Below are 14,193 nucleotides of genomic sequence, written 5' to 3'. Positions count from 1 at the left end.
GTTCTTCATCGTGAGGGCTCCGGGGGCTGCAAGGGGTTGGGGAAGAGAAGGGGCGGCCTACGCGGCCAGGGCGGAGTAGCGGCGCAGCTCGCTGCCGCTGAGCGCGGCGGCCTGCTGGGCGGTGAAGCCGAAGTGCTTGCGGACGTGCAGACGGAGCCGCTTCGCCTCCTCCTCGTCGGGCTCGTCCTCGGGCGTCTCGGAGGCGGCTTCCTCGTCGGGCAGCGCGTCGTCTTCCTCGTCGTCCTCCGCGTCCTCGTCCTTCGCCTCCTCGTCGGTGTCGTCGTCCTCGGGCTCCTCCTCGCTGGCGGCCTGCGCGTCGCCGCCGGCAAGCCAGTCCTGGAGCGTGGCGACGTCGGCCGCGAGGTTGGTGCCCACCGCCTCAGCGAGCGGCACCAGCACTTCGTCCTCGAGGCCCGCCTCCAGGAAGTCCGCGGCGAGCTGCGCGCCCGCCTGGAGGTGCGCCAGCAGCCCCTCCGCGAAGGCCTTGGGCGTGAGCTCTCCCGTGGCCGCGCCCTCGTCGCCGACGTTCTTGTCGGCTTCCTCCTCGTCATCCTCCAGCGCGTCGCCCTCCGACTTGAGGACGGCGAGGACGGCGGCCTGGCTGGCCGCGAGCGCCTTGAGGGCGGAGGCGAATCCCGGGTGGCGCCCGCCCGCGCCCACGGAGCGCAGGCGCACCGCGTCCGGGTTGGCCGGGACGTTGACGATGGACACCTCCAGCAGCTCCACCAGTGGGTAGTCGAAGCCGCCCTCGGCGTTGGGCACCGGCTCCTCGACGGGCACGAAGCCGATGGAGCAGGTGAAGAGCGAGCCCGCCTTCACCTTGCCGGACACCGTCTTGGACAGCTCGTCCACCTCATCGAAGACGGGCGCCATCACCCACGCGTCGCCCTCGCGGTAGCAGCGCCCGAAGCCGATGGCAGGTGTCCAACTGTTGTGCTCCCAGAGGAGCGGCACGCGCACCTCCTCGCCGTCTGCCTTCATGGCCAGGACGCGGTCCCGGTGTCTGTCCAAGGCGGGCGAGGTGATGCGGAAGATGGGTGCGCCGGCCGCGCCCTCGGCGGGCGGGGCGGCGCTGAGCAGCTTCTGGCGGATGGACTTGGGCTTGCGCATGCCAGGAGAGAAGGGGCGGCACCTGGCGCTACACGCGGTCCTCTTCGCCGCTGCGGTCGCGCGGCGGGTGGGGCGTGGCGTTCGCCACGGCGGACTCCACGTTGTTGCCCCCGCCCGCGCCGGGCATGGGCGTGGGGCGCTGGCCCTCCAGCTCCGGCACCGGGGGCAGCCCCGCGAAGCGGCGCCACTCGTTCCAGAAGACGCCTTCGGAGGGCGGCGTCGTCATCGCGCGGAAGGTGCGTTCCCATTCCTGGGGGCGCGGATCCTCGTAGTCCAGGATGACATCCCGGTCGATGAGGGGCACGAGGCAGTGCTGGTACCAGGAGCGCCAGAACTCCAGGCGCGGCGCCACGGCGTACTCCGCCAAGTGGTACTTCGCGGCCTCCGACGTGGCGCGGTTGCTGGAGGTGAGGTCGCCCACCAGCTCCGGCGGGACGTTGTACGCCTGGCGCACGTACGCGCGCAGGCTGGACGAGAGCTCCTTCGCCTGTAGCTCGCGGTAGTTCACCTGCACCTGGGCGAGCGTCACGTCGCTGGGCGCGAACCACACCTTGCCCGCGTTGCGCGCGCCCTGGAACTCGGCGTTGAACTTCTTCTGGATGTCCTCGGCGGCCTCGCCCGTGGTGCTGCCGTCGTCGTTGTTCTTGCTGCCCAGGCCGACGATGGCCGCCGGGATGCCGCCGCGCTCGAAGGTGGCCTTCGTCGCCTTGTCGATGGACTCGATGGTGTCCAGCTTGTCGCCCAGCGCGAGGCCTCGGCCGGCGCCGCGCCCCTCGGGGTTGGCCGGCGCCAGCGTCTTCACCCAGAGGACGTCGGCCTCCGGCACCTGGCCCTGGAACTGCTGGTAGGAGATGAAGAAGACGGGCCGGCCCAACGCGGGCGTCATCGTCACGCAGTGGGGCGGCACCACCTCCCAGCCCACCGGGCGGCCGTCCGCGCCGCGCAGCAGCACCAGGAAGGCCTCGCCCACCAGGTCCACATGGAGCTGCGCTAGCTTCCGGTATTCGCGCCCAGGGAAGCGCGGGTGCGGCGCCTCCAGGAGGGCGAGCAGCTCGTGCGTGTCCAGTTCCACCAGCTCGCCCCGGGTGGTGGCCTCGGCCAGGGCCTTGCGGCGCTCCGGCCCGTGCAGCGACTTCCAGCGCGGATCCATCCGCTTCTCACCGGGGCGCACGCGCTTGAAGGCCCGCCACCGGGGCGTGGCCACCGCATCCGCGACGGTGTCCACCACGGTGCGCAGCCAGTCGTCTTCCTCGTAGGCGAGCAGCACCTCGCGGCTGCCCCGGCGCGGACTGAAGCTGATGAGGGGCAGGGCGTGGGTGAGCTGCGGCTTGCCGTCCGGTGGACCCGGCACAAGGCCGAGCGCCTTCGCGACGCGGAGGAGGAGAGAGGCCATGCCCGTGGAGAAGGGGCGCTGCCCACAGGGCATAGGAGGGGGCGTGTTCGACTCAGGCTGTCTGCTGTCGAAAGGACGACCTGTGCCTGGGCCTCTGGCACTCTGATACGCTTCCCGCATGCACGTGCAATTCGACACAGATGCTTTCGGGAAGGCGCTAGACAGTGAAAGTTTGTCCGGCGCCCTCGTGGAGAAGGCACTTGAATGCGGGTGGTCTGTCTCAATTTCCCAGACGGTCTTTTCCGAAGTGCTGGGGATGGATAATAATCACTACCAGTTGATCCGAGCGCAGCGCCTCCTGTGGCTCCGCCAGCGCCTGGGAGACCGTTTCTTTCTCGCACAAGGTCTTGAAGACTTGGTCTCGGCAGAGCTATCCGGTCGCGTTGGTTCGCCCTTGGCGCTGTCACCTCAAGAGTTGAATGCCGTCTTTGGTCGGCTTCACGATGCGGTCGAGGCAAAGAGCCGCGATGCTGGGATGCTCTATATTTTCCCGGCATGGATGGAAGTCTACAAAGGCGGGGCCAGGACGAGGGCTGTGCAGACTCGGCGGGAGCTTGCTGAAATCTGGGTAGAGAGAGGCATCACTGCTAAGAGTGTCGCAGTGGCCTTGTCAGCTTATTCTGTTTCGACAATCCCGGATTGGATTGTTGCTAAGATAGTTCGCGAGAAGGAGCGGCGAGCGCGCTACCAGATTAAGTCTATTTATGCGCGGCCAAAGCGATTCAAGGCGCTATTGGGATGGTCGGCGCTGGCGAATCTGACAATGTTTGGCGAACTCGTTCCGACTGATCGACTTAGCGGGGCCCCTGGGGTTCAAATGCTCAAGCGCGGAGCCAATGACTGGTACGACGCTGCGGTGGCGGCGTCTTCGGCGTACTGCAGTACGTTTGTTACAAATGACAAGACGCTGGCATCCAGGTGTGACTTTCTGTATGGACGAGGATGTCTGCATTTTCAGACGGCCAGCCTTTCTGATTTGCTGGACAGGGAGGCGTGAGGCTTCGCAGGGCTGTCTGGCCATGTGCGTGGATGGTTGCTGTTGAAGGCTCACTCCGGCGTGCACCCATCCGCGTCGATGGCCAGTTCTGAACTTCCGGCAGCACCGATGTTCCGCCGCATCTTCACGACGTGCTTGTAGATGGGCCACACCATGGCGTCCACGCGGTCATCCCGCGCGTGGCCACCGGGGGCGCCGGTGAACTTCGACAACTGCTCCTCCAACTTGTCGAGCTTGCCCACCATGTGCACGAGGCCCGCCGCCGCGAGCATGGATACGGGGGCCGCGCGCTCCGCCTTCGAGTTGCGCGCGCGCTCGGTGAGCACCTTCACCTTTGCCAGGGTGTGGATGGTGGACGTCACCATGGACCCGCCCGTGTTCGTCTCCGCGAAGATCCAGGCGCGCGGCCGGCCGCCGTCGTCCTTCTTCGCGCGGGGCTCCCACTCTTTCAGCGCGGCCACTGCCTTCTTCGCCCAGGCCGCCGGCTCCGGGCTCTTCAGCGAGAGGTCCGCGAGGACGTAGGCGTGGTCGCGCCCGTCCGCTTCGCGGCGCACACCCACCACCACGATGCCGTGCTCATCCGCGCCCTTCTTCTCGCCGGTCGCCGGGTCCAGGCCGATGACGATGAAGTCGAAGGTGGACGGCCGGTCCTTCGGCTTCACGCGCGAGGCATTCCAGTCCACGCCCCGGAAGAGGGCCGGGTCCAGGTCGAACTCCAGCTCGCCGTAGAACTCGCGCCGGCCGATGGGGCTCTTCTTCGCGTCCAGCGCCTGGAGGGCGTAGTCGTCGTCCAGGTGGGCGCTGTTGTCCAGGGTGCTGGAGCGCGAGAGGACGAGGCCCCGGCGCTGCTTGAGAATCTCGCGGAAGAGCTCCGTGGGCGCGGGCGTGGTGGTGATGACCTTGCGGCTGGAAAGGCCCAGCCGGCGCATCCGCGCGGACGTGCCACGGCCGACGCGGCCGCACTCGGTGAAGACGGCGACGGGGTCCTTCTTCCAGGCCACCACCTCGTCCAGCCATTCGAAGGTGTAGCCGTAGCCGCGGAACTTGTCCGCGTCGGCGGCCGGCAGGTAGTCGGCCTTCACGCCGTTGGGGAAGACGAGCTGCTTCTTCGACTTCAGGTGCTCCGGGCGGAACCAAGGCGGCGCCAGGGTGAGGATGCCGCTCGGGCCCTCCAGTTGGTTCTTCTGAATCTCCGTGTACGTCGGGCCGACGATGAGGATGCGCGCCTCGGGGTCCGCCTTCGCCTCGCGGATGACGGAGCTGGCGCCCGCGTGCGTCTTGCCGGCGCCGCGCCCTCCGAGCAGGAACCAGGTGCGCCAGCGGGCGAACTCTGCGGACACCATGTCAGGCGGCTGCTGGGCAGGGCGCAGCGAGTACTCGGGCTCGTAGTAGAGGACGAGCAGTTCCTGCGTGGTGAGGCCCAGTCGGTCCGCGAAGCCCTCGGTGGTGCCGAAGCGCTCGCGCAGGCGCAGCGCCAACCGGTCCAGGAGGGAGTGCCGCCCGTGCGTCTCGGGGCGGATGACGGGCAGGCCCTGAAGCAGATCCTTGCCCGCGGTGACGTTGTTGGGTTTGGCCATACCCCCCAGAAGTGTCGATGCCGTGCAGGGGATGGCGTGCAACTGGGTCGAAGTTGACGCCACCTGCATTCACATGAGAGGCATATCATTGGGGAAGTAGGGAGTGCCGCCGCCAGCAGTGGCTGAAGTATTGGCAATCCCCGTCTTTCCGACGCAGACTGGTCGAATGACGACCCAACGCCTCCGTGTTCAGCCATTCAGGGTATTTTCCGCCGAAGCCACTCGGATCAATAAGCTCTATTGGGCAACCAATTACGCATATGTACGCTGCGGGGCAATGCTTGAACTTATTGAGAGAACAGCCGGAGTAGGTCCGAGAGATGTTGGTGAGATTTGGCCAACAAGCATTGCTGGGGAAAAGGGAACAGCCACGATTGGTCTGCCTGAATTTAATGCTGTGTTGGATGAAAATCGTGATGCACTTCGGACGACGACGGTGCTCTACTTGTGCTCCGCATTTGAAAATGCGGTCAGCGGTTTCTATGTCCTCTGTGGTTTGAAGGATCCGGCAAAGGCCGTGTCGACATGGTCGCGTGGCTCGTGGCCGGCCATCAATGCATCACCCGTCGAGTTGCAGGCCCTTCAGAACGCTCTCAAGGAACGGGTGAGCGGCAAAAAATCGGTTTTGAATGGGAAATATAGTGTTCGTCTTGCGAAAATGGAGTCTGAGTTCGGGTTGCAGTTTGGTTTTTCGAAGGTCAAGCAAGATGATTTGGATAAGTGGTATGCGACTAGGCATGCGATCGCGCACGACCAGGGGCTTGGTGTTACGGATGAAGTGTTTCATTCCGCCCCTGAGATTCTGGCGAGCCGGCACCGCGTTGGTGAGAATGATTGGAAGTCGTTGCTTGACCTGTTTTATGGAATAGTGGACAGGATGGACGTTGTTGTTTCTCAGCATTTGGGCCGCGACTTCGTCTCATCCCTCGCGGTTGCTCGGTACTTGGAACGCGGAGCGCCACCACCTCCTCCCGGGGATGCATTGCGCTCTCAACGCGACCACGAAGATACAATGCTCTATGCGATCAATGGCGAATGGCACGTGAGCATGTCTAAGGCTGAGTTCCGAAATGCCATGCAGGCGCTGGGTCAGAAAGTTAGTCCGCCGAAGGCTCTTTCCAGAAAGAGGGTGTCGTCTAGGAAAGCGCCTCATAAAACGCCCTAGTCTTTCAGGCATACTTCGAAGGGGTTGCCCTCATACCCTGACTTAAGGCTGCCCGCGCCATGCTGGCCAGGAAGCCGAGAGGGGCAGCTACTCTTCCTCAATGGGAGGGGGCGGCGCCGTCTTCTTGTCCTCGCCGGACAGGAAGCGGCCCAGTCGGTCCGCCAACGTCTTCTGGGCCTCCTCCGGACTGACCAGCTCGAAGGCCCCATCGTCACCGCCCGCGGGCTTGGCGGTGCGCGGCAGGGTGAAGTCCTTGGGGGCGGACACGGCCAGGCGCCAGCGGACGTACTTGTCGTTGAAGGCGCGGTTGCCGATGTTCTCCAACTGCGCCTCCTGGAGCACCCGGTGGAAGTGCGCCCGGGCTGCCGAGTACTCCATGACGAAGGCCGTGTAGATGTCCTCCGCCCCGCGCTCGATGGCCTCGTGGCCGCGCGTGAGCCAGCCCTGGACGACGGTGTCGCTGGTGCCAACGGCGGCCGCCGCATCTCGCAGGGTGTCACCCGCCGCGATGCGCCGGCAGAGCTGGGCGCCGAGCTGGGCGGTAAGCGTCGTCAACGGCCCGGGCCTGCCGAGCGGCTTGTAGTTGATGAGCGGGTCGAGGCTCACCGTCTCGGCGCTCTCGTCCGGAGGGGCGTGGTCGCGGTGGCGGGCCATGCCCTCCCAGAAGGGGCGCCAGCAGCCCGCCTGCGCACGTGTCCCGCGAGACGCCCACGCCCACGTGCGAGCGCGCACGACGCGCCAGCGGGCCTGGGGCGCCGCGTGGGGGCCAAAAAATCAGGGGGTCGTCTCAGAGATCGCCGGGGATTTCCGGGAGATTTCCGCGTCGCAAGATTGCAGCGCGCCGAGCAATCCCAATTTTGTCCTACATTGTCGGTTTCCCACCCCAGGGGGCTGTCCACGGGCCCGGTGGCACGGCGGTTGTCGCCAGCGCCGGCCGCGCCCGAGGAACATCGAAAAAGCGCAACTTCGCTGTCTTGGGGCGCGCCCTCCGGCAATCATCCGCCCTACGCGTTCGCGTCCGCCCGCCAGTCCCCTCGAGCGCACACCGCTTCGCGAACACGGGACCGCAGCACGTCCCCGGGCAGCAGCTCGAGTAGTCGTGCCAGGAGCCGCGCCTTCCCGGCCGAGCGAAGGCCTCGCGCCGCGCCCGCTTCCTCCAGTAGCGCCAGCAGCTCCGCCCGCCAGAGCAGTTGCAGCGTCGCGCCAGGGCTCGGGCTGGAGTTGTCCGCCGACGGCCGGACCTCCTCCAGCGTCACGCCGTCCGGGCCGCCGCGTGCGAGCACCAGCCCCCACCACGCCGGCACCAAGTCCTGCCCGCGCGCCAGGTGGCGGGCTCCCGCGACGAGGGTGCACCGGTCCAGAACGGCGCTGTAGCAGTGGGCCTGGACCGGCAGGCGGCGCAGGGTGTCCGCGTCCGCCTTCACCTATCCGCTGCGGGCGGGTGTCGCTGCGCGCCCTGCTTAGGAGAACATCCCTTCCACCTAAGCAGGACGTCCCGCCGTCCAGGTGCACCACGGAGCGATGCCCCCGGCATGCGGGCCGCATCGCTCCGCATGCCGAGCGCATGGCCGCGCTGTGTCACACCTGCCAGGACGAAGTGGCGCGGCTGGCGGCCGCGAACACTCCGGGCCTACGCCACTCAGCGTCGTCTCCGATGACGAAGACGGGCAGCCATCATCCAGGTGGCGAGCCGCCCGTCCGAACTAGTCAGTCCCTGCCAGGATCAGTTCCTGCTAGGCGCTCTTTTTCTCCAACTGGTACCGAAGGATCGCCGTCTGGACTGCGTTGAAGCACATCTCCCAAGCGATGGAGCTCCGGCCGACGTACTCCGGCCGCTGCTCACGGTCGTGAACCGCGAGGATTGCGGCCGCCAGTGATTGTGCGCACAGGGGCAACAGCTCCTCCAACGGTACCTTCCACGACATCCCGCCCTTTGGCTTGTTCCAGTCGACGTTCGCGCGGAACCCACCGAGCATAGGGATGAGGTAGCCAAGCGCGAGTTGGTCGTCGACTTCTTGGTCAAGGAAGACGAGGGCGTGCTTCTTCTTGATCGCCTTCTTCTTGACGCTGATCGACTCGCCCTTCGAGTTCTTTGCCTTGAGCTTGCCGAAGCGGTACCCCGGCTTGATCATCTCCTTCTCGATTTGATCCCGAAGGAGCAGGATGTCCTTGGCTCGACGGAAGAGCCGGTGGAAGTCGTACATAGGGGCCTCGGGCGGATTCTCTCCCTTCGCCTTCATGCACTCCCACGAGAAGTGGCGGACGAGCCCCTCTTTGCGCCCGAAGAGTCGCGAGGGTTGCGAGGGCGACTCGTACGCTTGCCCGTCGAATAGCGCTAGGTAGTAGAGGATCTCGCGCACGTCGACGGGCTTCGTTTCTGCTTTCTGCTCGTTCATCTTGTACGCGATCTTCTCCGCGTACGGCTCTCCGGCGAGCGCATCTTTCAACGGCTTGAAGTGGCCTTCGAGATTCTCCAGCGACTTCAAATCGACGGCGAGGCTCGTGTTGAGTCCACCCGCCACCTCCGCGACTTCCTCGACAGAGGTTAGCCCGGTCACGACCTTCAGTTGTACGAAGGCTTCATCGGACACGCCGTTCTGCTTCACCTCGCCAGCGGCGTGGAGCGTATGCGCACCGTCGAGCACGCCGTGCAGCCTGCGGTCCGTGAAAATGATCGTCGCCGTATGCGTCTTCGGATCGAATACGACGTCCTGCGCACTGAGCGTGATGCCGCGGTTGCGTCGGTAGAAGCGCTCGGGCGCTTCCTCAAGCGTCGATTTGATCTTGTTGTAGACGGACGTGCTCGTCTTCACGTCACGCGGGTTGACGTCCTTCCAGGCGGACAGTTCCTCCACGGGAAGGTCCCGCACTCGCGCCGGGAAGTAGACGACGTCTTCCTTGCCGTTCGTCGCCTGGGGGTCCGGCAACTTGCGCAAGTGCTGCGTGATGATCTTGATGTCTGCCATCGTCTTCTCCTAGACAGACCACCGCTTAGTAGGGCGGATTGGTCGTCATCGTGCCTCATACGACTGACCGCATCGGAGCCCAATTGCCCCGAGCAGCATTGTCGTAGTGGCCCCCTCACTCTGGCCGCAGCACCAGCATCTTTCAAGTTTTTGGACGAGCACGGCATACGATTTCGACGGGCCCGTTCAGACGTCCTTCGCAGACGTCAGCGATGCGAGGTCGGCAGCGAGGGCCAGGGTGTCCGTCGGGCTCAACAGCGCGCTCCCGGGTGACGCCGCCCCTTCTGTCCGGGCATGCCCCCCGTCAGCACCGAGTCCGCCGTCCTCATCCTCGCGGTGAGCCAGCTCCTGGTCCCGCTCCTCAACGGACTGCTGGCGCGGCGGCAGACGAAGCACGAGGCCGCCGCGGACCAGGTGCCGCTGCTGGTGCAGTCGCTGACTGCCGTGGCCCAGGACGTGCGCGACATCAAGGCCGAACTGCGCGTGGTGAGCGAGCACGGCACGATGCTGAAGCTCATTGAGCTGCGACTCCGGGCCCTCGAGGACTGGATGGGCGCGGCGCGGCCCCAGCTCCACAACGTGGTGAACCACGTCACGCTGCTCCTGGGTGAGCGTGATGCCGGCCGCCAGCTCCAGCGCGCGGCCCAGACCGTCAACCCCAAGGACGTCGGGCCCACCCGGTGAGCCTCCTCCGCTTCGCCGCGCACGGCATCACCGCGTGCGCCGTCCTGGCACTGGCCGTGTGGCGCACCGGCGGGCCCGGTTCTCCTGCTGCGCCCCCGGAGTCACCCATGTCCGCCATCACGCAGCGCGCGTTGTTCCTGCAGCTCGTCCTCGCCCAGATGCATTCACCCTACCGGTGGGGCGCGAAGGGCTCCCGGCCGGACCCGAAGGGCCCCCGCCTCTTCGACTGCTCCGGGCTGGTGACGTGGTGCCTGCACCAGGTGGGCGGGCCCGACTGGCGCGCGACGCACAACACGGACCGGCTGTGGGATGCGTGCAAGCCGGTGGCGAGCGTGGCGGACCTCCAGCCCGGGGACCTGGTGCTGTACGGCAAGGCGGGCGACCCGGACCACGTGATGGTGTACGTGGGCGCGGGCGTGGTGGTGGGCGCCTCCGGAGGTGGCAGCACAACGCGCACCCTGGAGGACGCCGCGCGCGCTGACGCCAAGGTGAAGGCGTTCGCCAAGGTCGCGTACCGGAGCGACGTGCTGGGCTTCCGGCGCCCGCCGTTCGTCTCCTGACATGGGCCTGCCTCCGAAGTGCCGTCTGTGCGGCAAGCGCCTGGGCCACTGCAGCCACCCGCGATGGCTGCTGCGTCACGCGGCCAGCGCTTCCTCCGGACCCTGCCCTGCTCCGAGCGCCAGCAGTGCCTGAGCTTCCGCTGCGCGGTGTTCCTCTCGGGCCTCCGCCAGCCGTGTCCGTGCCGCCGGACTCCCGTCCATCCGGCGCATCGCCTGCTGCAAGGACAGCTCCGCGTCTCCCAGGCGCTGCGCCAGCGCCACCCGTTCCGGTATCGTCATGCCCAGCGCGGTGAGCAGGAGCCGTGCCGAACGGTGGTGTGACGTGGAGCTTGAAGGGGATGGCTGGAATGGGATTTTCTTCAGTCCAACGCCAGTGGAAGGGCACGGCGAGGTCGACGGTCGTCCCTTCTATTTTCGCGCTCGGTGGGAAGAATGGTCGCTCTCTATAACGGCTCCCGGAACGGAGCCGCTGGACATGCACTTCGGAATGCGCGACGGCTGGATCCATGAGGAGCGGTGGCCAGGCGGTAGCTGCGCCGCCGGCTACATGACCATGGAGGAGGTCCAGCAATGCATGGAGCGCGCAGTCGCGTTGTTCCGCAGCGGCCATCCAGGGAATAGGCCTGAGTGACGCGCCCGCCTACGGGGTCGCCCAGTCCTCTGGGGGCTGCCCACGCACGTCCGTGGTCGCCTCCCGGTCCGCCTCGCGCAGCGCATCGTCCACGAAGTGAGCGATGCGCTTCACGTTGGCTGGCAGCTTCCCGCCCGTCTCGCACGCCTCCGCGTGAAGGCTCGCCGCTGCGGCGGTGAGGTGCAGCTTCACGACGGGCATCCGACTGTAGGGCATGGCTTCCCTCCGCGCGGGAAGGTGCGCATGGGCACGAGGGGCGGCAACGACAACAAGCGCCCCTTCCTCCTGGTGCAGCTCACTCGTCGCACCAGGAGACGTGCCACATGTCCACGCCCAACCCCACGCCGTACACCCCGCCCGCCGACATCATCACCGCCGCCGAGAGCGCGCTGGCCACGGCCCGGCCCGACGAGCTCGGCCGCGCCACCGTGCTCTACACCACCTACTGCGGCGTCACCGGCGGGCGCTCCGCCGTGACGGGGGCCGAGCTGCCCCCGTTCGAGAAGTGCCCCCTGCTGGTGCGCGCCGCGTGGCTCGCGGTGGCCCTGGCGATCAACACCCCGGTCGCGTCCGTCGTGCCGCCCGGGCCCGTGGGCGCCCCGGTGGTGCCGCCCGGCCAGAAGCCGTCCGTCGGCCGCGCCGTCCACTACCAGGACGACGCCACCGTGTGCGCGGCGGACATCACCGCCGTCAACCCGGACGGCACGGTGGACCTGCTGGTGAAGCCCCCGCGGCTCCTCCCGTGGGCGGCCAGCAACGTGAGCGAGGCGCTCACCGGCGCGCCCCTGGACAACCACTGGAACTGGATGCCGCGCGTCTGAGCCGCCCCTTCTTCGTGGTGCTGTCCAACCCCCAGCAGGAGTAGCACCATGAAGAAGTCCCTCGTCCTGGCCGCGCTCGTCGCGGTCGTCCTCACCGCGCCGGTGGCTCTGGCCCAGGCCACCACCGGCGCCGGCAGCAGCATCCTCGACGCGCTGTTCACCCCCGCGAACATCGGCATCGGCCTGGGCATCATCGCCAGCGGCGTGGGCCTCTTCTTCGGGGGCAGCAGCTGGCTCACCACGCGGCGCAAGCGCATCGTCGCCACCGTGGCCTTCCACGCCTTCCACGTGGTGGAGGACATCGCCGCGCTCGACGAGTCCGAGAACGGCTTCGACAAGGCGGCCCGGGGGCTGGAGGTGGCGGACTCCTGGATGAAGGCCAACGGCTGGCGGCCCCTCAAGCCCTGGGAGCAGGCGGCGGTGAAGCTGGAGTTCAAGTCGCTGCACGGCGCGCAGTCGGCCGAGGTGAAGGTGCGCGCGGAGGCGATGGAGCTGGCGCTCGGAGCCATCGGCAGCGCCGCCGCGCTGGCTCCGGCCGTCGAGGTGGCCTCGGGCCCTTCGATGCCCCGCGGGTAGCAGTCGCCGCGGGGCTGTCGCGGGTGCTGAGCGACGTGCCGGTGCGCACCGGCTACCTGGAGGCCTCTGCCGGTGCCTCCTCCCTCACGGGCGCCTACGCGCGCCTGGAGGGCGGAGCACGGCTCCGGCAGGACCTGGGCCTCTTCGCCTTCGCGGAGGCCAACCAGCGGGAGCAGATGGCCGGCGCGGGCGCGCGTTGGACGTTCGGCTGGTGATGCGCAGCGGCCCACCCTGGGAGACCGGGGTGGGCCGTCGTACTTCGTGGAGTACCCGCGAAGCGAGCATGCTGGATGGCCGGGCGGGCGTGGGATGCCAACGCTGCCGGGCTGAGCCGTCAGCTTCCGCCTTCACACAGGCCTCGGGGCGGCCGTCGGTCGAGTAGGCTTACCTCCTTGGTGCCTGTGCGGGCGCCCCACGGACGACAAGACAGTGACTACTGTTCCCAACACCCAACTTTGGAGGGGTACATCTATGGAGTGGACGCGCATCAAGAGTGTAGGGGCCCCGGATGTTACGGGTTTCGATCCACGGACCAAGCAGCGGTTCATGCTTCGGGTCGATCTGAGCGCGTCGCCCGATGAGGAATGGCGCGCATGGTTCGGCCGGGGGCTCAACGTTCACTTCAGCTCCGACATGGAGGCCAATCCACCGAGTGTTGAGGGCTCAAGCATCATCATGAGCGCGCCGCAAGGCAGAGAGGACGAATACGTCAAGCACATCAACGACCGCATCGAGTCGACCAACGCCCTGTACGAACAGCAGGAACTCCCACGCCTCCAGGCGCAGCAACGACGGCAGGAAGAGCAGCGCCGTGCCGACGAGGAATCAGAGCGACTCCTCCTTGAGGCAAGGGAGCGTCTCAAGAAGTTGAAGTGACTCTGAGCCGCCAATGGCTGTGAGCGATTTGCTGCAAGGCCTCCGGGGGCCTACTAGCTGCAATCGCGCACCGGCCTGCGCACGCCGCCTGACTTAGTTCCGGTTTTGCCCCCTCGAATGAGGGCGAGAAACTGGAACCATCCCGGGCGCGAAGGTTCAGATCCGTTCTGACCCTTCCCCGACCGTCGGTCTTGCCGACGGTCGGCGCCCGGCGCCCCTTCTGTCCTTCCATGGACGACACGGCAGGTGGCCAGTGAGATGGGCGGCGCAGCGGGACGACGCGGAGCCGGCGGTGGCGCAGGCCCTCCAACTGGCAGGGTGGACGGTGGAGCGCGTCTCCGCCCCGGGCTTCCCGGATCTGCTGTGCTGCCGGCGCGGGCAGGTGGTGCTGCTGGAGGTGAAGTCGAAGGGCGGGCGGATGAAGCCGGCCCAGGTGGAACTCCACGCCCGTCTGCGCGCGGCCGGCGTCATCGTCGCCATCGTCACCACGCCGGAGGAAGCGCTGGCGGCGGTGCGCGGGGAGGTGACGCGCACGGCGCTGGACGTCCGGGCGGAGAAGCGCGGGCGCTCGCCGCGGGCCCGCGCGACGTCGGCGGTGAAGCCGGGCCAGGCGGAGGGTGTTGTCAGGCCGGCGCGGTAGCAGGAAAGACGACGGGCCCGACCGGGGAAGACGGTCGAGCCCGCTCAAGCCAGGAGCACCGGGAGAAGCACCGCTGGGGACGCCAGTATACCGCCCCTGCGCGCGTGCGCAGGGGCAGGAGTCCTCGATGCCCGCCTGTGCCCTTCGTCTTCATGTTGCCTCCAGCCCGACGCCCCCGCCCGGTCCGGCCCCCGTGC

General features: G+C 67.3%; 17 protein-coding genes. 9 read left to right on the top strand and 8 right to left on the bottom strand.

The features are described 5' to 3' along the window. Window positions 1-57 precede the first annotated feature (57 nt). On the bottom strand, window positions 58-1,110 hold the full coding sequence (locus D7X74_RS31075; RefSeq protein ID WP_120536637.1) for an HK97 family phage prohead protease: 1,053 nt from the start codon (window positions 1,108-1,110) through the stop codon (window positions 58-60). A gap of 28 nt (window positions 1,111-1,138) precedes the next feature. After that, window positions 1,139-2,503 carry a phage portal protein gene (locus D7X74_RS31070; protein WP_120536638.1) on the bottom strand — a complete coding sequence of 455 codons (1,365 nt, stop codon included), beginning with the start codon at window positions 2,501-2,503 and terminating at the stop codon, window positions 1,139-1,141. A gap of 118 nt (window positions 2,504-2,621) precedes the next feature. Here D7X74_RS31070 and D7X74_RS42750 point away from each other — a divergent pair, with 118 nt between their 5' ends. Next, window positions 2,622-3,500: a hypothetical protein gene (locus tag D7X74_RS42750; protein ID WP_147446749.1), complete on the top strand. Its 879-nt coding sequence runs from the start codon at window positions 2,622-2,624 to the stop codon at window positions 3,498-3,500. A 50-nt stretch (window positions 3,501-3,550) separates the two neighbouring features. On the opposite strand, the gene D7X74_RS31065 is transcribed toward D7X74_RS42750, so the two are convergent. Continuing rightward, window positions 3,551-5,077 (bottom strand): terminase large subunit domain-containing protein, encoded by a 1,527-nt coding sequence (locus D7X74_RS31065; RefSeq protein ID WP_120536636.1) that lies wholly within the window; start codon window positions 5,075-5,077, stop codon window positions 3,551-3,553. Between the two features lie 166 nt (window positions 5,078-5,243). Between D7X74_RS31065 and D7X74_RS42745 the strand changes: the two genes are divergently transcribed. Continuing rightward, window positions 5,244-6,242, top strand: a complete 999-nt coding sequence (locus D7X74_RS42745; RefSeq protein ID WP_147446748.1) for a hypothetical protein — start codon at window positions 5,244-5,246, stop codon at window positions 6,240-6,242. A gap of 87 nt (window positions 6,243-6,329) precedes the next feature. Here the strand turns inward: D7X74_RS42745 and D7X74_RS31060 are convergent, their stop codons facing one another. The 3 genes from D7X74_RS31060 to D7X74_RS31050 form a co-directional block, all read right to left on the bottom strand. Continuing rightward, window positions 6,330-6,896: a hypothetical protein gene (locus D7X74_RS31060; protein ID WP_120536635.1), complete on the bottom strand. Its 567-nt coding sequence runs from the start codon at window positions 6,894-6,896 to the stop codon at window positions 6,330-6,332. Between the two features lie 350 nt (window positions 6,897-7,246). Continuing rightward, the gene (locus tag D7X74_RS31055; protein ID WP_147446747.1) at window positions 7,247-7,666 is read right to left on the bottom strand and encodes a sce7726 family protein; all 420 of its coding nucleotides are present in this window, start codon (window positions 7,664-7,666) and stop codon (window positions 7,247-7,249) included. A 309-nt stretch (window positions 7,667-7,975) separates the two neighbouring features. Next, complete coding sequence (locus tag D7X74_RS31050; protein WP_120536634.1) at window positions 7,976-9,208, bottom strand: AIPR family protein; 1,233 nt, start codon at window positions 9,206-9,208, stop codon at window positions 7,976-7,978. Window positions 9,209-9,502: 294 nt separating this feature from the next. Between D7X74_RS31050 and D7X74_RS31045 the strand changes: the two genes are divergently transcribed. Both D7X74_RS31045 and D7X74_RS31040 read left to right on the top strand, forming a co-directional pair. Continuing rightward, window positions 9,503-9,892 carry a hypothetical protein gene (locus D7X74_RS31045; protein WP_120536633.1) on the top strand — a complete coding sequence of 130 codons (390 nt, stop codon included), beginning with the start codon at window positions 9,503-9,505 and terminating at the stop codon, window positions 9,890-9,892. Next, the gene (locus D7X74_RS31040; RefSeq protein ID WP_233602330.1) at window positions 9,889-10,452 is read left to right on the top strand and encodes a C40 family peptidase; all 564 of its coding nucleotides are present in this window, start codon (window positions 9,889-9,891) and stop codon (window positions 10,450-10,452) included. Before D7X74_RS31045 ends, D7X74_RS31040 begins: the two co-directional genes overlap by 4 nt. Window positions 10,453-10,527: 75 nt before the next feature. Here D7X74_RS31040 and D7X74_RS31035 read toward each other — a convergent pair whose 3' ends face one another. Further along, window positions 10,528-10,731, bottom strand: coding sequence for a hypothetical protein (locus D7X74_RS31035; protein WP_147446746.1), 204 nt, complete (start codon window positions 10,729-10,731; stop codon window positions 10,528-10,530). Window positions 10,732-11,092: 361 nt separating this feature from the next. Then, a complete protein-coding gene (locus tag D7X74_RS31030) occupies window positions 11,093-11,299 on the bottom strand; it encodes a hypothetical protein (protein ID WP_147446745.1) in 207 nt (68 codons plus the stop codon). A 107-nt stretch (window positions 11,300-11,406) separates the two neighbouring features. Here D7X74_RS31030 and D7X74_RS31025 point away from each other — a divergent pair, with 107 nt between their 5' ends. From D7X74_RS31025 to D7X74_RS31005, 5 genes are all read left to right on the top strand, one after another. Next, window positions 11,407-11,904 (top strand): hypothetical protein, encoded by a 498-nt coding sequence (locus D7X74_RS31025; protein WP_120536629.1) that lies wholly within the window; start codon window positions 11,407-11,409, stop codon window positions 11,902-11,904. A 48-nt stretch (window positions 11,905-11,952) separates the two neighbouring features. Then, a complete protein-coding gene (locus D7X74_RS31020) occupies window positions 11,953-12,480 on the top strand; it encodes a hypothetical protein (RefSeq protein ID WP_120536628.1) in 528 nt (175 codons plus the stop codon). Window positions 12,481-12,503: 23 nt separating this feature from the next. Then, window positions 12,504-12,695 (top strand): hypothetical protein, encoded by a 192-nt coding sequence (locus tag D7X74_RS31015; protein WP_120536627.1) that lies wholly within the window; start codon window positions 12,504-12,506, stop codon window positions 12,693-12,695. A gap of 331 nt (window positions 12,696-13,026) precedes the next feature. Next, window positions 13,027-13,356 (top strand): hypothetical protein, encoded by a 330-nt coding sequence (locus D7X74_RS31010; protein WP_147446744.1) that lies wholly within the window; start codon window positions 13,027-13,029, stop codon window positions 13,354-13,356. A gap of 253 nt (window positions 13,357-13,609) precedes the next feature. Then, window positions 13,610-13,996 carry a VRR-NUC domain-containing protein gene (locus D7X74_RS31005; RefSeq protein ID WP_120536625.1) on the top strand — a complete coding sequence of 129 codons (387 nt, stop codon included), beginning with the start codon at window positions 13,610-13,612 and terminating at the stop codon, window positions 13,994-13,996. The last annotated feature ends 197 nt before the right edge of the window (window positions 13,997-14,193 follow it).

This window comes from Corallococcus sp. CA047B (assembly GCF_003612065.1).
Classification (GTDB): Bacteria; Myxococcota; Myxococcia; order Myxococcales; family Myxococcaceae; genus Corallococcus; species Corallococcus praedator.
The sequence above is the reverse complement of the archived record's forward strand: the minus strand, read 5'-3'. Positions and strand labels throughout refer to the sequence as shown.